We start from the raw sequence: 20,169 nt of genomic DNA, 5'->3' as shown, positions 1-20,169 counted from the left end.
AAAATTGCTCAAAGACAAATGTTCATTTTTACTGGAACAATAACTGAATGAATGCTCAATCATTTTAAATTTCTTATAGAGGTGAATCAAATGACAAATATTGTAAATGTAAAAAAAGAAAATCAAATTGCTTATATTACAATGAACAGACCGGATAAACTAAATGCCCTTTCCCGGGACCTTGTTTCAGGTGTTATTGAAGCACTTAAAGATGCCGAAGCAGACAAAACGATAAAAGCGGTCATTTTATCCGGAGCAGGGAAATCATTTTGTTCCGGCGGGGATATTGGGTCGTTTAAAGAGGCAAAAACAGCGGCCGACATGTTAACTTACATGAAGGGGGCTACCTTGCTGCAACAAACAATAAAAGAGTTGGATAAATACGTTATTAGTGCCGTACATGGATATGCGGCCGGGGCGGGATTTAGTTTGGCATTGGCATCCGACTTTATTGTAGCGGATAAGAAGGCCGCTTTTGCCATCAGCTTCAAAAATATTGGCTTGATTCCCGATTTAGGACTTGTGAAAGCCTTGGCTGAAAACGTACCGCATTCGCTAGTAAAGGAATGGATCTCATCAGGGGCAGTGATTTCAGCAGAGGAACTTCACACAAGAGGTTTGGTCAACCGATTGGCTGAAGGAGAACTTTTGAAAGAGGCAACGGAATTTGCAAAATTTATTATTGACGGTCCGCCGCTTGCCAATAAATTCGTTAAGTATTTAGTAAACAATGCAACAGAATTGACAAACAAAACGAATGATGCACAGGAAATGATCATGCAAACTTTATTATTCCATACAGTCGATCACCTTGAAGGCGTTCAGGCATTTTTTGAAAAAAGGGCACCGAAATTTGAGGGAAAATAAGCGAAAGGATGAGGTGAGATGCTCGATGAACTAGGGATACAATTAGTCAGACTCGACCTTCCCTTTCGTTTAAACCATGTGAATTGTTTTTTAGCAGAAGGTGAAAATGGTTGGGTTGTCGTTGATACGGGCTTGCACAATGATTATACTGCAGCACGGTGGGATGAAGAGCTCGAAGGAAAGCATGTGACAGATATTTATATTACCCATTACCATCCTGACCATTTTGGTTATGCGGGCGGTTTGCAGAAAAAAACAGAAGCCCGCTTGTCCATGACAAAGATTGATGCAGATCTTGGCCTTGGTGCATGGGAGGAGCATCATCTGCAAACATTTAGGAACAATTATGAATTAGCAGGGATTCCGTCAACCATTTCTAAACAGCTGATTGATAATATGGCATCTTTTGTTCCGAGGGTAAAGCCGTATCCTAAAGTAGACCACTATATGAACGAAGGTGAACGAGTCAAAATTGGTAAATACAGCTATGAAGTCATTTTTACGCCGGGGCATTCGGACGGCTTAATCGTTTTTTATAATCAGGAAAAGAGTGTACTCCTTTCCACTGACCATATTTTACCGAAAATTACACCAAATATATCGTATTGGTTTTACGGGGATCCGAATCCATTAGGCACATATCTTCAATCACTGGAAAAAATTCGAAAACTCGATGTGGAAATAGTTATTCCATCCCATGGCACCCCGTTTACGAATGCGAATCGCCGAATTGATGAAATTATGGCACATCATGAAGAGCGTTTGGAAAAACTATTGGCTGAGTTAGCAAACGGACAAACCGTTTTTGAAGCTTGTAAAAAATTATTTTCAAAAGTTCACAATACCCATGATTCAAGGTTTGCGATTGGTGAAACATTGGCGCATCTTGAATATTTGCGCTATAAAGGGGAATGCAAACGGGAAATCATTGCCGGCAAATATATTTATTTTAGGGAGTAGCTGGATATATTGTAAATGTACAGTAAGTAAAAGTTTGAAGGTGGGTCGTCGCCATTTTGAGATGAGAAACGCTTTATTGTGACGACGAGCCCTGTTCTCGTCACCAATTTGCGGTGGAAAATCCAATTTTTTGACGACGAAACTCGTTCTCGTCGTCATTTTTGTACGGGAAAGTCCATTTTTTGGCGACGAGACCCTTTCTCGTCGTCATTTTTGCACGAAAAACTCCACTTTTTGGCGACGAGGCCATTTCTCGTCGTCATTTTTTGGCCGGAAACTCCATTTTTTGGCGACGAGACTCAATCTCGTCACCATTTTGAAGTGAAAACCCCACAATTTTGACGACGAAACCCGTTCTCGTCGCCATTTTGAAGTGAAAACCGCTCAATTTTGGCGACGAAACCAATTCTCGTCGCCATTTTGAAGTGAAAACCGCTCAATTTTGGCGACGAGACTCAATCTCGTCACCACTTTGAAGTGAAAATCGCTCAATTTTGGCGACGAAACCAATTCTCGTCGCCATTTTGAGGTGAAAACCGCATTATTTTGACGACGAGCCTCGTTCTCGTCACCATTTTGAGGTGAAAAACACCCGATTTTGACGACGAGCCCCGTTCTCGTCGCCATTTTGAAGTGAAAACTGCACAATTTTGACGACGAGCCCCGTTCTCGTCACCATTTTGAGGTGAAAACCGCTCAATTTTGGCGACGAGACTCAATCTCGTCACCATTTTGAAGTGAAAACTGCACAATTTTGACGACGAAACCCGTTCTCGTCGCCATTTTGAAGTGAAAACCCCACAATTTTGACGACGAAACTCGATCTCGTCATCATTTTGAAGTGAAAACCGCTCAATTTTGGCGACTAGACTCAATCTCGTCACCACTTTGAAGTGAAAATCGCTCAATTTTGGCGACTAGACTCAATCTCGTCACCACTTTGAAGTGAAAACCGCTCAATTTTGGCGACGAAACCAATTCTCGTCGCCACTTTAAGATGAAAAATTCTCATTTTTGGCAACGAACCCCTACTCGTCGTCACGAAAACCCACCTCCATCATTTCCAATGGATCCTTCCCTTTTTCATTTCCTAAAACAATGTTAATATAGATTGTGAGCATCAATTATCAAAAACAAAGGAGTTATTTATGACATATCAAGCACTTTTTCTCGATATTGACGGAACGATTTTAACCTATGACCATTCATATACAGAGCTAACGAAAAAAGCAATTCAGGAAGCCCAAAGTAAAGGCATAGAAGTTTTTATTGCGACCGGTCGACCTCTCCATGAGCTGGATGAACTTCGGGCAGAACTGGGGATTCGATCGGCAATCGGGTATAACGGGGCATACGCCGTTTATAAAAATAACGTAATCTTGGATGAACCAATGGATCATGATCTCGTTCAGCATACCCTTAATTTAGCAAAAGAATATAACAATGAATTAGTTTTATATACCGACCAAAAAAATCTCTTCACCTCGCTTACGCATCCGGAAGTGGAAAATTTCATTGCTCATTTCCAATTAAAGGAAAATGAACTGTATCCGGAAAATTTAGCCCTGCCTATCTACAGTATGACAGTAATGAATTTGTCCAAGGAACATGTACCGTTCTATAAACAACTGCCAAACTTATATGTCAGCACGGTAAATGTAGAAGGAATTTCAAAAGCTTATGATTTAATCCAAAAAAATATAAACAAAGGGACTGCCGTGGAAAAGGTTCTTGCTGTTTTAGGAATTCCGAAAGAGCAGGCGATTGCATTCGGCGACGGAATGAACGACAAGGAGATGCTCCAGACAGTCGGCGAAAGTTTTGTAATGGCAAACGGAGACCCAAATCTCTTTCCATATGCAAAACACCGAACGACCACTGTGGATAATTCCGGTATCTACTATGGGCTGAAAAAATTAGGAATAATAAAATAGTCAAAACACGCCCCTTATCTTCTGCTCTGGAGTCATCAAAGGCTGAAAAAATTAGCCTTAGTAAAATAGTCAAAACAGTTTATGAATGGTTGGAGTTATCCGGTAAGATGATTGCTTTTCCGGTTAGCTCTTCATCAAAAGAGCAATCTATTTGTTTAGAAAATACTCGTATCCTATCATATTATGATAAAATTATATGCTAATAATGAATGGAAATAAGGAATGAGTTAGATGAAAAAACAAATTTTAAAAAATGATTGGGCGCCACTCCTTGAAGAGGAATTTTCCAAGCCCTATTATTTGCAGCTTCGGGAATTTCTGAAACAAGAATATAAACATTACCGGATTTACCCGGACATGTACGAAATTTTTAATGCGCTTCATTACACTGCTTTTGCGGACGTGAAAGTGGTCATTTTGGGACAAGATCCCTATCATGGTCCAAATCAAGCCCATGGACTTAGTTTCTCCGTGAAACCCGGGGTGCCGCTCCCGCCATCGTTAAAAAATATTTTTCTGGAATTACAAGCGGATCTCGGTTGCACACCTCCCTCTTCCGGTTATCTCGTCCCGTGGACAAAACAAGGTGTTCTATTGTTGAACACGGTTTTAACTGTTCGTGAAGGGCAGGCCCATTCCCATCAAGGAAAGGGATGGGAAATATTTACAGATCGGGTGATCGAAATATTAAACAGAAAAAGCAATCCCGTCGTTTATATATTATGGGGAAGCGCAGCCCAAATGAAACAGCAACTTATTGATACGAATAAACATTTTATAATAAAGGCACCCCATCCGAGCCCGTTATCGGCACATCGAGGTTTTTTCGGGAGCAAACCGTTTTCCAAAACAAACTCGATTTTGAAAACAATTGGCCAAACAGAGATTAACTGGCAACTGCCATAAAAATTTATTAAATAGCAAAAGTTGATGGTTGACTTGTTCGCGCATTATACGATTAATTAGACTAACCGTAGCAAAAGTTGATCTCTATTGGAATATCCGGTAAAAATTTTTGGATTAGCCTCACAAAATCAGAAAACATGACTGGCAAATTAGGAGCAGCAACCATGGCAGAAAAGAATTACGATAAACAGCTGAATATTGAAACCGGTCCTGAACGGAATATCAAGCCGTTTTTAAATTATTATCCTTATGAACCGACGCCCTATCCCGTACTTGAACAGCTGGCAAAAAATATAGAATTAAAGCCGAGTGACCATGTTGTTGATTATGGTTGCGGAAAAGGCCGGCTGTTGTTTTATTTAAATGCTGTATTTGGTGTGAATGCGCGAGGAATCGAAATGGATGATCATTTATATTTTTTAGCAGAAAAAAATCGACTTCACTATTTACAGCACAGACCAAAAAGTAAATATCAAATCCAATTTTTCTGTATGCATGCAGAAAAATACATCGTTCAGCCGATAGATAACAAATTTTATTTTTTTAATCCGTTTTCGGTACCAATTTTTATAAAAGTATTCAACAACATTATGGAATCGCTTGAACAATTTGACCGGGAAGTGGATTTAATTTTTTATTATCCTTCCATTGAATATTTGTCATTTTTGGAAAATCGAACCATATTCCAGCTAACTAAAGAAATTAAAATTGAAGGGGAATTTGAGCATAACCCAAATGAACGAATTTTGATTTACTCCTATAGATAGGATGACCATAATTAATTGGTATCGAATGAAACTCGCGCATTTTCCAAAAGTACCCGTGAACTTGGTCGAATCGATAAGGAAAGGGGCTGTCCAGAAAGTCAAAAATTAATCCAATTTGTATAATTTGACTGAAGAGAAGGTGGCGGCGACTCCTGCGGGAACAGCACGAGCCGAAGACCCTGCAGGAGCGAGGATACGAGCGACGAAGCGGCTAAGGCCGTGCCCGCGGAAAGCGTCCGCCACCGAAATGAAAATCAACCGAAACTCTGAAATATGCAGCCAAAATTTATCTAAATCAGTTATAAACAATCTCCTCCTACTAAAATCAAAAACCCCTCTCAAAAAAACATTTTCTTCATATAATAATCATAAACAAAAGCAAATAGAAAATTATAAGAATGGCGGGAAAACATAGCAAATGAGAGACATTATTATTTTTGATGAAGTTTACGAAAAGCAATAAGCATTTTGAATTACCAAAACGGGTAAAATACGAGTAAAACACTAGAATTTTTACTATTTATGTAATAGTATTAATTCAGGAAACGGGATTTCAACAAAAGATGTAATAAATAAGTCGTTTCATGCTCTTATATGTTGGAAATATGCTATATTAGAGGCAAAGGGATGCTGCATGCGCTTACTTAAGGTATTTTATAGTTGTGATGGCATGTGAAATTATTATGAACAGGGATGTGGATGGAATGATCAGTGAAGGAAACCCTTGGCATGATTTTCTCGGACTAAACTTGGGATATTTAATTGAGCAGTATGATTTATATCTCGAAAATCCTGACCAAGTGGAAGAGAGCCTAAAAGTATTGTTTGCCAAATGGGGTGAACCGCAAGTTGAGGAAACAAGCGTAACTGGCACGGCAATATCTACTGAGCTTTCGCCGACTTATGTACTGAACAAAATGAAAAAGCTTGTCCAAGTTATGAAATTGGCCGAAAACATTCGATTGTATGGCCATTTAGAGGCAGATATTTATCCGTTAGAAAAACAAGAAAAGCAAGAAATACTCACTTTGGCTTATTATGGCTTAACAGAATCCGATGTAAGAGAAATCCCGGCTGATATTATTTGTCCGAATTTAAAGGGGAATTTTTCCGACGGCTTATCAGCGATTCAATATTTGAAAAATGTTTATACAGGTAAGATTGGGTTTGAATTCCAACATCTTGATGATGAAAAGGAAAAAGATTGGCTGAAAAATAAAATTGAAAATCAATTTGGTTCAAAAAAATTTCCTGTTGAGCGAAAAATTAACCTATTTGAAAGCTTAGTTGCTGCGGAAAGTTTTGAACAGTTTATTCATAAAATGTATGTCGGACAAAAACGCTTCTCCGTCGAGGGATTGGAAACGCTTGTTCCTGCACTCGATGAATTTGTCCAATTAGCAGGAGAAAACAATATTGAAAATGTAATGATTGCCATGGCACATCGCGGCAGACTAAATGTACTTGCACATGTGTTGGGAAAACCTTATGAGGCCCTGTTATCACAGTTTCAACATTCGAAATGGGAAAATAACGATCCGGACTTTTTTGAAACAGTCGGTCATACACTGGATGTAAAATACCACTTGGGCGCTGTTCGCAACCGGAAGCTTGGAAATAAAACAGTAAAAGTAACTTTAGCAAACAACCCAAGCCATTTGGAGTTTGTCGATGCGGTTGTAGAGGGATACGCACGAGCTGCCCAAGATGATCGGTTTAAAAAAGGTGCGCCAAAACAAGATGTAAATAAAGCACTTCCAATTGTTGTTCATGGAGACTCTGCTTTTGCCGGTCAAGGTATCGTATATGAAGTGTTTAATTTTGCCGGAACTGAAGCTTACCATACAGGCGGTACAATTCATATTATTGCGAACAATGTCATTGGTTTTACAACAGAAGGTCATGAGTATCGTTCAACAAGATATTCCAGTGATTCTGCAAAAGGATACCATGTTCCGATCTTTCACGTGAATGCCGATGATCCGGAAGCAAGTCTTCTTGTTATGCAATTGGCATTTGAATATCGGCAAACATTCCATAAAGATGTTTTGATTGATTTAATCGGGTATCGCAGGCTCGGTCATAATGAGCTGGATGAACCGATGGCAACAAACCCGGTTCTTTACAATAAAATTAAAGCTCATCCGACCATTACAGAGGTTTATAAGAAAAAATTACTTGATGAAAAAATATTTACGGCAGAAAAAGCAAAAGAAATGGAGACGGCTGCTTGGAATAAGTTAAAACAGGCTAATGACCGTATTGATAAACAAGTTAAGGAAGTACCGACAATTGCCGAATTACAAAAGGGTGCAGTGAAGGAATTTCCTTCTGTTGACACGACGGTGGATAAAGCGACATTAACAGCGCTTAACAAAGCGCTACTTGATTGGCCAAAAGAATTAAAAGCCTTTAAAAAGCTTGAAAGAATACTCGGTCGTCGCCTCGAAGTTTTTGAAAAGAAAGGAAAAATTGATTGGGGACATGCAGAGGCACTCGCTTTTGCAACAATATTAAAAGACGGAAAACCAATCCGGTTAACCGGTGAGGATTCAGAAAGAGGTACTTTCTCCCATCGTAACGCTGTTCTAACGGATGTTGAAAGCGGGGAAAAGTATATTCCTTTACAACATCTCGACGTTGCAAATGCAAGTTTCGCCATTCATAACAGTACATTGTCAGAGGCAGGAATTCTCGGTTTTGAATATGGCTACAGCGTTATTGCACCGGAAACGCTCGTATTGTGGGAGGCACAATTCGGCGATTTTGCAAACGGTGCCCAAGTGATCATTGATCAATTTATTTCAGCCGGTAAAGCGAAATGGGGAGAATCTTCCGGTTTGGTCATGCTCCTTCCACATGGCTATGAAGGACAAGGACCGGAACACTCCAGTGCAAGATTGGAACGATATTTGCAACTGGCAGCGGAAAACAACTGGACGGTTGCTAACTTATCGAATTCCGCTCAATATTTTCATATACTGAGACGCCAAGCAGCATTGTTAAAAACAGAGTATATTCGACCGTTAATAATTATGACACCAAAAAGTTTATTACGGAATCCGTCTGCCAGTTCCTATGTTGAAGAGTTTACAAATGGAGGCTTCCAACCGATTATTGAAGAACCGGGACTGGGAATCGAACCGGAAAAAGTTGAACGAGTCATTTTCTGTACCGGCCGCCTCGCTGTGGAACTGTCCGAGCATTTAAAGGAACCGGAAAAATATAAATGGTTGGATATCATTCGGGTAGAAGAACTTTATCCATTCCCGGAAAAGCAGATCAATAATATTTTACGAAAGTATAAAAACTTAAAAGAGGTTGTCTGGGCCCAAGATGAACCGAAAAATATGGGTACTTGGAGTTATATGCAACCTCGCTTACAAGAACTTGTTCCAAAAGGTTTACCTGTTTCTTATATCGGAAGACCATTTATGGCAAGTCCGTCAGAAGGAGATCCACTGGTTCATAAAAAAGAGCAAGAGCGAATTATCCGGGAAGCAATCACTTTAGATGCTATTCTGAGTACAAAGTAAAATAAATGGTTGGAGACCCCACATATCGATATAGTGTGGGGTTCCAACCGGTCTAAATAATCACTTATTTTATCGGGGAAAGACCTAATGATTGAAATACTAAGCAGTTCGTCCATACGCGTTTCGGAAAAACATAATAATTTTGGTTAAAACTATTTTCATTGAATACGAATGAAAGTTACATTTTAAAATTCCACAGTTTTTCGATGGGAGTTATCCTTGAAATAAGCAGGACATAACTAATTCATTTTCGTGCTCCACTGTTTCGCGGCGGGAGTTACCCTTGGATGAAACAGGGACATGAACAAATTCATTTTTGAACCCCATTGTTTTACTGTTAGGGGTAATCAGGAGACGGGAGAAATGGGGTATCCGGATTTTGTGTAAGGACTATTTAAAAAGCCTGACACTGCCGGATATTCCAATGACATAAAACAAAAAGGGAAGTGTACGAAACATGGCAGAAGTTAAAGTTCCAGAATTAGCAGAATCGATTACAGAAGGGACGATTTCTAACTGGCTAAAAAAACCGGGGGAAACAGTATCAAAAGGTGAAGCAATCCTAGAGTTAGAGACGGATAAAGTAAACGTTGATATTATTTCTGATTATGACGGAGTATTGAAAGAGACATTATTTGCAGAAGGCGACACGGTGAATGTTGGTGATACCATAGCAATTGTTGATGAAGGGGCAAGTGCACCCGTAGAACCGGCTCAAAGTGATGCGGCACCAAGTGTACCTGAACAATCACCGAAAACTGCTGCTCCACAAGAAAAAACCCAGGAACCAGTAACGGTACAAAGCACGGCAAAATCGCCGGCTGCAAGTAATATCATTGCTTCTCCAGCCGCTCGGAAACTGGCACGTGAAAAAGGGATTGACCTAAGTCAAGTTCCAACTGTTGATCCGTTAGGAAGAGTCAACAAACAAGATGTCTTGAATGCTGCTAATGCACCGAAAACGGCAGCAGTAGCACCCGCAACTACATCGAAACCGGCAGCTTCCGTATTCGTACCACAAGATGATCGCGTTGAAGTTGTGAAAATGTCGAGAAGACGGCAAACGATTGCGAAAAACTTGAAAAATGTGCAAAACACTGCAGCTATTTTAACAACGTTTAATGAAGTTGATCTTTCTGCAGTTATGGAATTAAGGAAAAAACGAAAAGATGAATTCTTAAAACAACATGATGTGAAACTTGGCTTTATGTCGTTCTTCACAAAAGCAGTCGTAGCGGCATTAAAACAAATACCTTATTTAAATGCAGAAATCCATGACAACGAATTTATCTTGAAAAAATATTACAATATAGGGATTGCCGTATCTACAGATTCCGGCTTAGTCGTTCCTGTTGTAAGAGATGCTGATCGGAAGAACTTTGCCGAAATTGAAAAAGAAATTGCAGACTTAGCGATAAAAGCAAGAGAATCAAAACTGGCGCTCGCCGACATGCAAGACGGTACATTTACAATTACAAACGGTGGTACATTCGGTTCTTTATTGTCAACACCAATTTTAAATGCACCACAAGTCGGTATTTTAGGAATGCATTCAATTAAATATCGTCCGGTTGCGGTAGATAATAATACTAGAATTGAAATTCGGCCGATGATGTATATCGCCCTTTCTTATGATCACCGCATTGTCGACGGAAAAGAAGCTGTTACATTCCTAGTCAAAGTGAAAGAAATGCTTGAAGATCCGGAAAAATTATTGTTAGAATCTTAATATCTGATAATCACCTGCCAAACTATCCAAATGTTGATAGTTTGGCAGTTTTTATATATTTCACTCCAAAAATTTCTCCAAACAGTACTTCTTGCATGCCATAATCATCTTCCATCCATTTTCCAAATAAGTGAAACCAATCGACTCAATATACGTACTATTAAATAGTACTATCTGAAAAAAAGGATCTGAATTTATTCAAAATTGGAGAAACATAGTCAAAATATTTTGATTCCAGTCGTTTTGTACTTGTTTGATAAAATTTTTTTGAATAAGCAGTTCTAAATTTAGTTTATGTTGTCACTTGAACATTCGCACTTAATCACGTTCAGGAGAGGCGTATTTGTGGATATATAGCCTAGTGACCGGTTGACTTTAAGATATTGTACTAAATCACTTTCAGGAGAGGAGCAGTTATATGGACGTATTGTTATCTGTGGAGGGCTTGGAAAAATCATTCAAAGATAAAAAAGTACTTCACAATATTTCATTCGATGTTCGAAAGGGTGAAATTATGGCAATCCTTGGGCCAAACGGTGCCGGGAAGTCAACAACGATCCGTAATATTATGGGAATCATGTACCCGGATGAAGGAAAAATCACCTTTCATGGTTATAATGAAATTCCCCGTAATAAAATCGGCTATTTACCGGAAGAAAGAGGTCTTTATAAAAATGTGAAAGTTATAGACATTCTTCTTTATTTAGCCGATTTGAAAGATTATCCGCAGAAAAAGGCAAAAGAACGGGCATTGACCTATTTGAAAAAATTTGATCTTGAAGGAAAAGAACATGTAAAGATGGAAGAATTATCTAAAGGGATGGCACAAAAAGTTCAATTTATTTCATCCATTTTACATGAACCTGAATTGCTTATACTTGACGAACCGTTTTCCGGATTGGATCCGCTTAGCCAAGAATTACTAAAAGAGGAAATCCGTAATTTGGCAAGGAATGGGGCAGCAATTTTATTATCTTCACACCAAATGAATGTCGTGGAAGAAATGTGTGACCGCTTATTTATGATTCAACAAGGTCAAAAAGTTATTTACGGTACTTTGGATGATGTCAAAATGAAATATGCCAATTTTAAATGTACCATTCGTGGTAAAAACGATTTAGAAAAAATAGAGCAAATTCCTGATGTGCAAAGAATTGAATCTAAGGAAGACTCGACCGTCTTATATTTACATAAAGATATTACACCGGCAAAATGGTTGAAAAAACTGCCAGATGATATGGTCATTAATGAATTAGTTATGGACCGGATTTCTTTACATGAGATTTTTATTGATGTAGCAACGAACAAAAACTTATTGTTAGCGAACGAGCAAATGGGAGAAGGTGACGAACATGCGTAATACGATGAAGGTAGCCAAATGGGAAGTCAAGCGGAATTTGAAAAATAAATCTTTCGTTATCGGTCTGTTTTTAACACCAATATTAATGGTCGTATTTGGTTTTCTTGGGAATTTAATGGGAGGCGATACGTCCGATAATGAGACTGCAAAAATTTATGTCCATGATGAGTTAAATACGTTTGCAAATTTAGAAGCCACGGTGGAACAGTACAAGCTTCCATTTGAGTTGGAAAGAACAAATATTCAAGAAGCCGATGTAGAGAAAAAGTTGAAGAATGCGGAAAACACAGCTTATTTTTTTATTGATAATCGTGCTTTTAATGAAGGAACTTTACCGTTTTATACAAGTGAAGATTTCCCGGAAAGTATATCAAGTCAAGTACAAATTTTTACAGAAGCGGTTAAATTAGTTCAGATGCAAAATCTTGGGTTGACAGAGGATCAATTAGCGGCTGTTTCTACGCCAATTACGATTCAAGCCTTATCGGTTGACGAATTGGGTGAAAACTCAGAAAAAGAACAAGCAATGGATCAGGAACAGTTGATGCAGCGAATCGTACCGGGAGTCTTTGCAGGTGTTATTTTATTATCGATTATTTTTACCGGGATGATGATTTTCCAAAGTGCTTCACAAGAGAAGAAGGATAAAATTGCTGAAATCATTTTGTCCTCGGTTACACCGGGGGAGCTGATGCAAGGGAAGATTGTCGGTTACTTTGTGTTAGGGCTTGTGCAAGTGTTAGTCTTTTTTGCATTCGGCATTCCTTTCATTTTGTGGGCAATGAATGACTTGCCACTGTTCGAATATTTATTTGTTCCGGAATTGCTACTATTCCTTCTAATTGCTGTACTTGGTTATTTATTGTTTGCAGCAATTTTTGTCGGAATTGGTGCAACGATGTCTGATATATCGACAGCCGGCAATTTCCAAGGTTTAGTCATTATGATCCCGTTTGTTTCGTTTTTCTTTATCGGACCGGTAGCAAGCGATCCGACAAGTATTTTGGCACAAGTGTTATCTTATGTACCATTTACTTCGCCGGTGATTTTGTTGTTTCGGTTAGTTATGTTGGATCAATGGTCTTGGGTCGAAATCTCTGTATCGCTGGCCATTTTAATCATGAGTGTATGGTTATTTATGAAATTGGCAGGGAAAATTTTTAAAGTTGGGATTTTATTGTATGGGAAAAACGCTACACCAGGGGAAATTTGGAAATGGATGAGAGCTTAAACGTTAATGTGAAGGAACATTGTATCTGCAAATTGCTGAAGCATGTGTATAGGTAGGAACTGTCCGGATCATTTTTCAGTTTTCTAGCGCTATTTCAAGTTTATTTGAGGTGGGAAACTCTCAATTTTGTAGAAGTAACCTATTCTCGTCAGCTATTTTAAAGTCCAAGGGGCTGTCCTAAGTCATTATGTTGACTTTTTAGACAGTCCCTTCTGATTAACTTGCAATTTCAAGCTGATTTTTGAGCAGGTTTGAAATGGCTTGGCGTTCTTCTTCAGGAACCTGATAATAATAAATTCCATCTATTTTCGTTCCTGTACCGTTAATTTGCTGTTGTTTAATTTTATTAGCTGCTTGCCGGTAGTTGGCCTGGATATCGACCATTTCATCAAAGGTTAAATTTGTTTTTACATTATTCCCAAGCGCTGAAAATATATTGCCATAATTTGTTAATGACTTTAAGCTCGCTCCTTCCCGAATAACGGCTTCGATAATTTTCCGTTGCCGTAATTGTCGACCAAAGTCACCTTTAGGGTCATCATAGCGCATCCGGGAATATTTTAATGCTTTCTCTCCGTTTAATGTGATCGTTCCTTTTGGAAAATGAACGCCTTCATATGTAAAATCAAAATCATTTTCAATGGTTATACCACCAACTGCATCAACGATTTCTTGAAAACCTTCCATATTAATTTGGATAAAATAATCAATCGGTATATCTAGAAAGTGTTCTACTGTATCGATTGACATTTCCACACCGCCAAAAGCATAGGCATGATTGATTTTATCCATCGTCCCTCTCCCGACAATTTCTGTACGGGTATCCCTTGGTATACTTACCATTTCAATTGATTCCGTTTTTGGATTAACCGTCATGACAATCATAGTATCTGAACGACCACGATCATTTTTCCGTTGATCCACACCGAGCAAAAGAACGGAAAACGGATCTTTTTTCTCCAATGTAACGGTTTCTTGCCTCTTTTCAGATGTTTCTCTAATCGGCTGGTGCATACTATCTACCGCATTGGTTAATGAATGATAAATAGAATAAAGATATCCGCAAATTCCGATGAGTAATACCCCAAGAATAATCATGGTATACCGTAACCATCTTCTCTTTTTCTTTTTTTCCTTGACCCTTTTCAATTGATTCCCTCCATGAACGTAGTTGTTGATTTCGTTTTACATTTTTTAAAATCATAACTATAAAAATCATACAGTAAAAGTTAACAAAATCAAACGAAATTTGATAAATTTAGATAAAAATTGAAGAAAAAAATAAAGAAACTCGGGCGTCCGAGCTTTAGGAGAAGGCAGAGCCGTAGTTGTTTACCGAAATAATTCGGCTGCGATGTATTCGTTGATAAAGCCATTGCTTTTTCAACTGTGGAGCCCATGCTTTCGAAGCCTTCCCGTGCTTCGTAGCATTCCTTGTGCACTTTAAGCTGAATTCCTAAAATAATCAGTGGGGATTCCCCCACTGATTGAACTTTCCTTTATTAGTGTTCCCAATCCGTATCAAAGAATGAAAAATATGTCAAAAATGAGGTTTCTTTTATAAATAATCACCTTTGCGGAATTTTTTCCATTTTATATTTGATAAAATTGATAAATTGCTGCAAAAGGTCTTTATCAAAGCCATCCGCTTCCATTTTCAGAATATCCAGACCATCCTCAAAACTATAAGCTTTTCGGTACGGACGATCTAAGGTTAGTGCTGAAAACACGTCAACGATCATTAACATTTTTATTCTGATATCGAGAACCTCAGGGTATGTTTTCGGGTAACCTGTTCCATTAAATCGAACATGGTGAAATTTTGCCATATCGCAAACAATGTTAGGAAAATTAAGGCTTTTGAGTATACAATCCCCATTTTCTGTGTGCATTTTAATATATTCATATTCTTCATTGGTTAAACTTTGATTTTTTATCAGAATTGAACGTGGAACTTTGATTTTGCCAATATCATGCAAAAGCAGGCCATAGCAATCATCAGCACTTACCGTCATACCCAGATAACGCATCCATTGCGCAGCGATCACAAACACATCAAGCACATGTTTATAAGAACAATTATCCCAGGATTTTAATGCAGATAATAAGTTGACGACGCTTTCGTTCATATTCAGTAAAGCATGATTGGTTACAAATTGGAAATCTTCATTGTCCTTTAATAAGATTGAATAACGTTGGTTTTTATTGTTTTTTATCAAAAAGTTATAAAAGTCTTGTGCAATTAAATCCGAAAAAATAATTGTCTGCTTTTGATAATTTGCTGTTGCAAATGGAGTAGATGAAACTTTTACATACGCTATTTCCAGAGACTGTAATTTTAAAATTTTATTTAGTGTTATCACAGTACCGGCAGTAAAAATAACTTCATGATCAATAATGATATCTTCAGCTAAGACATCTCCAATCGTTAACCAATTGACTGGTTTTGTATACAAATCAGGCACCCCTCCGAATTTTTTGAAGGAGTATACATAGGCAGCTGGCAAACATAGTGTTACTTGGTCTAGTTCCTTTCACACGTTAGTCCCTTAAGCTTTGCGTCACCATTTTTCAATGGTTTTGCCTTTAATCATGTATACCAAATTTCTAGAGCTATCCACTCAAATTCTAGCAAATATGAATAGTGGGTAAGCTTATTTTAATAAATAGGTTAAGAAATTTTTGAATAATTACTTTCTAGTATTTATTATACCAAAAAATGCATATTTTACAATAAAATATTCATATTTTAAATTTATGTCGACCATGGTAAAGAGTGAAATTAGTATGATACAAAGTCTTCAAAAATTTCCTATTGATGGTAGCCACTATTTTAATTTTATTCGTAATATACTATTTGTATATAGTAAGAATGAACTATTTCTTTTTGGAAACCTTTTAAAAATTATTGTTATTATGAATAAAAACTAGATACAGTGTTCATAATGGCAAATTTAACACAATATATAGTAGGGATCGCTAATTATTTTTTTTATCGTCATATATAGTCCAAAAGAACGAAAAATAGGGTGGTATCCAACGGTAAATACGTTCTGTTCTGATTCAATGTATTTATTTTTTAGTCCAAAATGTAGGAATGTAGTCTACTAAGTTTTTTTAAAAAATCCGGGCTTCCATAAAGTTTATTTTAACTTTATGGTGCCCATTTTATGGTGGAATTTTGATATAACTACATTCTCAATACTTTTTGTTTTAATGAACGATTGGCACAATAAGGTATGGCAGATTTCACACCAGTATCAGCATATCTAGCGCAACCGGTATATCATGCTTCCAAGCGGCAGTCTGTAAGCTAACTATGGTTTTGAAAGAGAAGCGTCACTCTTTTCCTTTTGAAACCGGTTTGGCATAAAAAATGGCTCGCTCCGGCGCATTGCCGATGTAGTGAAAGGGATAGCAGGTGGTTACCGTTAAGATTTCATCCGGGGCCGTCGAACGAATCACCGTTGTATCGTCTGCCGGAACGATATCCATTTCATAGATTTCGTATTTAAATTTTCCATATTCAAGTTCGACGATAAACGTATCACCTGTTTCCAATTCCCCAAAATTACGAAACACGGTATCCCGGTGACCGGAAAGGACGATTTGGTCGTTTTGCAATGGATAGGCGGTTCCTGTATAATGACCGACCCCTTTTTCTAATTCTTCTTCATCCGTCCCTTCAATAATTGGCAGCTCTTTTTTTAGTTTTGGGATTTTTAATATACCGATTGTTTCCCCTTTTTGATAAGAGAGAGAGGAAGGGTCGATTTGTGAATCATTATTGTTTTGTTCGACGATTTTTTTGGCTTCTACGATTCTTTTTTCAACTTGATAGTTTCCGTCCCAAATGTGATATAAGGCATATCCGATCAAAATGAATCCTGTTGTAAACAAAAGACCGATCAATATTTTCAGGAATCGTTTCATCAAAAATCCCACCTTATGGAGAAATCGCTAAAAATTTTCTTTCTTTCATTATACAATATGCCGTTACGTGTCGCATATATTTACTGGAATATATGTGAAAGAGAAGACTGTTATATTATTTTGCCATTCGTTTTATTCCTCAATTAATTTTTCTAAGTATATGGTTTCGCCTTCAACAATATTTGCTTGACCATTCGTATGTTCAATCATCCATTCCTTAAACTGATCTTCTTGTCCAAAATCAACATATGTTTCCAATTCGACTTTATCAAAATAATGGATCTCTTTAATCGTGTAAACAGATGATCGCAAATCATTTTCCAGCTTACCCAGCCAAGTATAATCAACGATCGTGTGCATGATACGCGTCAATTTCCGCTCAACGATTCCGGTTGCGTTTAACCCTTCTGATGTGGCTTTCGAATAAGCACGAATAAGACCGCCGGCACCTAGTTTTATTCCGCCAAAATATCTTGTTACGACAACAACCGTATCTTTTACATTCCGTTTTTTTAACACGTCAAGCATCGGAACACCGGCTGTACCACTTGGTTCACCGTCATCGTTCGCCTTTTGAATTTCATCATGTTCGCCGATAAGATAGGCAGAACAATTGTGGGTTGCATCCCAATTTTGTTTTTTTATTTTTTGAATAAAACTTTGGGCTGCATCGATCGTTTCTGCCCGATTTATGTAGGAGATAAACCGTGATTTTTGGATGACAATTTCGTTGGAACCATAACCTTTTACTGTCAAATAGTCTGTTCTCAAGTGAAATCTCCCTTCTGCTTTAAGTAATCATTTTCGCTTCTTGCCATACATATGTTCTATTATATAAAAGGTAAAGCAGTGTCGCAATTACTATGAATCACTCTGGTTGAAAACCGCTAATCTTTTATGTAAAAATGTATATAGTATACTGAATAATTCAGCATTTGTAAACTATATAACCTATCTTAGGAATAGTGGTATGATGGTAAATAGATAAATGTATAGTTATTTTGGTGCATTGGGTTTTCACTAAAAATTTTGCTTTATTGGAGTGAAACTATGTCAGCGAAATATTTTGATACAAAATCATTAGATGCAATTCTGAATAAAATGATAGACACCGTTGATGAGAGTAAAAGAGAAATCTATAAAATTGGTGAAAAAAGTCGAGAGGATTATGAATTTATTATTGCAGAATTAGAGAAAACAAAACAATTGATTAGCGAATTGATTGAAGAAGAAGAACAATTGGAAAAAGAAACTCGTCAGGCAAGAAAAAGATTATCAGAGGTCAGTCAGCATTTCAAAACATATTCGGAGCACGAGGTTCGTGTCGTCTATGAATATGCACATAATTTACAACTGAAGTTAACGATGTCCAGGCAAATGGAGCAGCAGCTTAGAGAACGGCGGGATGAACTGGAACGGCGGGTTATCGGAATTAAAGAGACGATTGAGCGGGCGGATAAACTTGTCTCTCAAGTGAATGTAGTAATTAATTATTTAACCGGCGATTTAAAAAGTATGACAGAGTTTATCAAAGATGCCCATGAAAAACAGGAATTTGGTCTAAAAATCATGGAAGTTCAAGAAGAGGAAAGGAAGCATTTGTCCCGAGAAATTCACGATGGTCCGGCTCAAAGTTTGGCCAATGTCATGATGCGTTCCGACTTAATCGAAAAAATTTATTATGAACGTGGAATTGATGAAGCCTTAGCGGAAATTAAAAAATTAAAGGAAACCGTTCGCGACGCCCTTTATGAAGTCCGCCATATAATTTATGACCTGCGTCCGATGGCATTGGATGATTTAGGCTTGGTGCCAACGCTGAAAAAATACCTACAAACCGTAGAGGAGTATAATAAAATGGCAAAAATTCAGATTCCATTCACGTATATTGGAGATGATGAACGGATCGATTCAAAAATGGAAGTCGCGCTGTTTCGTTTGATTCAAGAGTCTGTTCAAAACGCACTAAAACATGCGCAGGCAAAGGAAATTCAAGTAAAGCTTGAAATTAATAAAAACAACATTATTGCTGTAATAAAAGATGACGGCATTGGTTTTGATCCAACGTTAAAAAAAGAAGGCTCTTTTGGACTAAGAGGGATGAAAGAAAGAGTAGAATTACTCGACGGTAGTATTTCAATCCAATCGAGTAATGGAAATGGGACTAAAGTTATAATTAAAATTCCATTAAAATAAGTAATATGGACCTAGTTATTAAATGGTTTATTTTGTAAAATAATAATTAGTTCGAAAAACGGAGAATATTAATTGATGTATGGACACTTTAGTATAATTGTGGGACAAAAATAGGCCCGTTGCAGAGGCCATTAAAAAAGCGATAAATAATTATAAGATTACTTGCTAAACAGCATATTTAGATGTATTTTTGTGATTTATACTACTATATCTATATAAGTGAACTTATTCGAATTGTTTTTCAGTGGCGCTCTCATCGCATGAGCTTTTGTCATTTTTTGTCAAAAAAGTGTATTTTCTAATTTTATACACAAGCAGGTAGATGTTAGTTGAATATCGAATATAACAGATATTGCTTATTCCATCCCATTCTTTTTTAACAGTTGAAATCTATCAATGCAAATACTACCTTTGAACTACATGTAAACGTTTTGTAGAATACTAAGCATCGTTTCTTCCAACATTTTTAAGAGATCATTTAAAGAAAACTCGGCGACTGCGCCAAGCCATCAGGCGACGGCAGAGCCGCAGTTCAGCGAAAAAACATTTTCGCTTGAGAGGTAAAGCTACCGAAGTCTCTCTAGTACACCGAAAAAATATAAAATTTTTTCGGTTGCGAGGTATTCCTGCGAAGCTTTCCTTATACACTTATGCGTTAGGAAAGTAGAAATTGGGAAATTTTTACTTTTCCATTAGCTAAAAAAGACTGGTTACACAATGGCAAGGGAGGATAATCATTTTGAAAAAGGA

General features: G+C 37.6%; 17 protein-coding genes and 1 riboswitch. Of the genes, 11 read left to right on the top strand and 6 right to left on the bottom strand.

Annotation, left to right across the window (positions count from 1 at the left end; genetic code table 11):
- Positions 1–90 precede the first annotated feature (90 nt).
- The 3 genes from BT1A1_RS14790 (at position 91) to BT1A1_RS18840 (ending at position 2,152) form a co-directional block, all read left to right on the top strand.
- A complete protein-coding gene (locus tag BT1A1_RS14790; protein WP_034772674.1) occupies positions 91–867 on the top strand; it encodes an enoyl-CoA hydratase/isomerase family protein in 777 nt (258 codons plus the stop codon).
- 18 nt (positions 868–885) lie between these two features.
- Positions 886–1,827, top strand: coding sequence for an MBL fold metallo-hydrolase (locus BT1A1_RS14785; RefSeq protein WP_034772672.1), 942 nt, complete (start codon positions 886–888; stop codon positions 1,825–1,827).
- Between the two features lie 130 nt (positions 1,828–1,957).
- Positions 1,958–2,152 (top strand): hypothetical protein, encoded by a 195-nt coding sequence (locus tag BT1A1_RS18840; RefSeq protein ID WP_152641902.1) that lies wholly within the window; start codon positions 1,958–1,960, stop codon positions 2,150–2,152.
- Positions 2,153–2,315: 163 nt separating this feature from the next.
- On the opposite strand, the gene BT1A1_RS14780 is transcribed toward BT1A1_RS18840, so the two are convergent.
- Positions 2,316–2,714, bottom strand: coding sequence for a hypothetical protein (locus BT1A1_RS14780; RefSeq protein WP_156103266.1), 399 nt, complete (start codon positions 2,712–2,714; stop codon positions 2,316–2,318).
- Positions 2,715–2,731: 17 nt separating this feature from the next.
- On the bottom strand, positions 2,732–2,869 hold the full coding sequence (locus BT1A1_RS18835; protein ID WP_156103265.1) for a hypothetical protein: 138 nt from the start codon (positions 2,867–2,869) through the stop codon (positions 2,732–2,734).
- A 106-nt stretch (positions 2,870–2,975) separates the two neighbouring features.
- On the opposite strand from BT1A1_RS18835, the gene BT1A1_RS14775 reads away from it, so the two are divergent.
- The 7 genes from BT1A1_RS14775 to BT1A1_RS14740 all read left to right on the top strand — a co-directional run bounded on the left by BT1A1_RS14775 (position 2,976) and on the right by BT1A1_RS14740 (position 13,290).
- Complete coding sequence (locus tag BT1A1_RS14775) at positions 2,976–3,761, top strand: HAD family hydrolase (protein ID WP_034772668.1); 786 nt, start codon at positions 2,976–2,978, stop codon at positions 3,759–3,761.
- A gap of 231 nt (positions 3,762–3,992) precedes the next feature.
- Positions 3,993–4,667 carry a uracil-DNA glycosylase gene (locus BT1A1_RS14770; protein WP_034772666.1) on the top strand — a complete coding sequence of 225 codons (675 nt, stop codon included), beginning with the start codon at positions 3,993–3,995 and terminating at the stop codon, positions 4,665–4,667.
- A gap of 164 nt (positions 4,668–4,831) precedes the next feature.
- Positions 4,832–5,434: a methionine biosynthesis protein MetW gene (locus tag BT1A1_RS14765; RefSeq protein WP_034772665.1), complete on the top strand. Its 603-nt coding sequence runs from the start codon at positions 4,832–4,834 to the stop codon at positions 5,432–5,434.
- Positions 5,435–6,138: 704 nt separating this feature from the next.
- A complete protein-coding gene (locus BT1A1_RS14755) occupies positions 6,139–8,970 on the top strand; it encodes a 2-oxoglutarate dehydrogenase E1 component (RefSeq protein ID WP_034772675.1) in 2,832 nt (943 codons plus the stop codon).
- Between the two features lie 457 nt (positions 8,971–9,427).
- Positions 9,428–10,699, top strand: coding sequence for a 2-oxoglutarate dehydrogenase complex dihydrolipoyllysine-residue succinyltransferase (odhB, locus tag BT1A1_RS14750; RefSeq protein ID WP_034772661.1), 1,272 nt, complete (start codon positions 9,428–9,430; stop codon positions 10,697–10,699).
- 418 nt (positions 10,700–11,117) lie between these two features.
- Positions 11,118–12,059 (top strand): ABC transporter ATP-binding protein, encoded by a 942-nt coding sequence (locus BT1A1_RS14745; protein WP_034772660.1) that lies wholly within the window; start codon positions 11,118–11,120, stop codon positions 12,057–12,059.
- Positions 12,052–13,290, top strand: a complete 1,239-nt coding sequence (locus tag BT1A1_RS14740; RefSeq protein WP_034772658.1) for an ABC transporter permease — start codon at positions 12,052–12,054, stop codon at positions 13,288–13,290. Before BT1A1_RS14745 ends, BT1A1_RS14740 begins: the two co-directional genes overlap by 8 nt.
- A gap of 216 nt (positions 13,291–13,506) precedes the next feature.
- On the opposite strand, the gene BT1A1_RS14735 is transcribed toward BT1A1_RS14740, so the two are convergent.
- The 4 genes from BT1A1_RS14735 to BT1A1_RS14710 form a co-directional block, all read right to left on the bottom strand.
- Positions 13,507–14,439, bottom strand: coding sequence for a polyisoprenyl-teichoic acid--peptidoglycan teichoic acid transferase TagU (locus tag BT1A1_RS14735; protein ID WP_034772657.1), 933 nt, complete (start codon positions 14,437–14,439; stop codon positions 13,507–13,509).
- 419 nt (positions 14,440–14,858) lie between these two features.
- Positions 14,859–15,746: an HD-GYP domain-containing protein gene (locus tag BT1A1_RS14725; protein WP_034772654.1), complete on the bottom strand. Its 888-nt coding sequence runs from the start codon at positions 15,744–15,746 to the stop codon at positions 14,859–14,861.
- 36 nt (positions 15,747–15,782) lie between these two features.
- A riboswitch (cyclic di-GMP riboswitch) is annotated at positions 15,783–15,885 on the bottom strand.
- 744 nt (positions 15,886–16,629) lie between these two features.
- Complete coding sequence (locus tag BT1A1_RS14715; RefSeq protein ID WP_034772652.1) at positions 16,630–17,223, bottom strand: class D sortase; 594 nt, start codon at positions 17,221–17,223, stop codon at positions 16,630–16,632.
- Positions 17,224–17,355: 132 nt separating this feature from the next.
- Positions 17,356–17,994, bottom strand: a complete 639-nt coding sequence (locus BT1A1_RS14710; RefSeq protein WP_034772650.1) for a YigZ family protein — start codon at positions 17,992–17,994, stop codon at positions 17,356–17,358.
- Between the two features lie 279 nt (positions 17,995–18,273).
- Between BT1A1_RS14710 and BT1A1_RS14705 the strand changes: the two genes are divergently transcribed.
- Positions 18,274–19,419 carry a sensor histidine kinase gene (locus BT1A1_RS14705; protein WP_034772649.1) on the top strand — a complete coding sequence of 382 codons (1,146 nt, stop codon included), beginning with the start codon at positions 18,274–18,276 and terminating at the stop codon, positions 19,417–19,419.
- Positions 19,420–20,169 lie beyond the last annotated feature (750 nt).

The sequence above is a fragment of the Caldibacillus thermoamylovorans genome (assembly GCF_000751775.1).
GTDB lineage: Bacteria > Bacillota > Bacilli > Bacillales > Caldibacillaceae > Caldifermentibacillus > Caldifermentibacillus hisashii.
The sequence above is the reverse complement of the archived record's forward strand: the minus strand, read 5'-3'. Positions and strand labels throughout refer to the sequence as shown.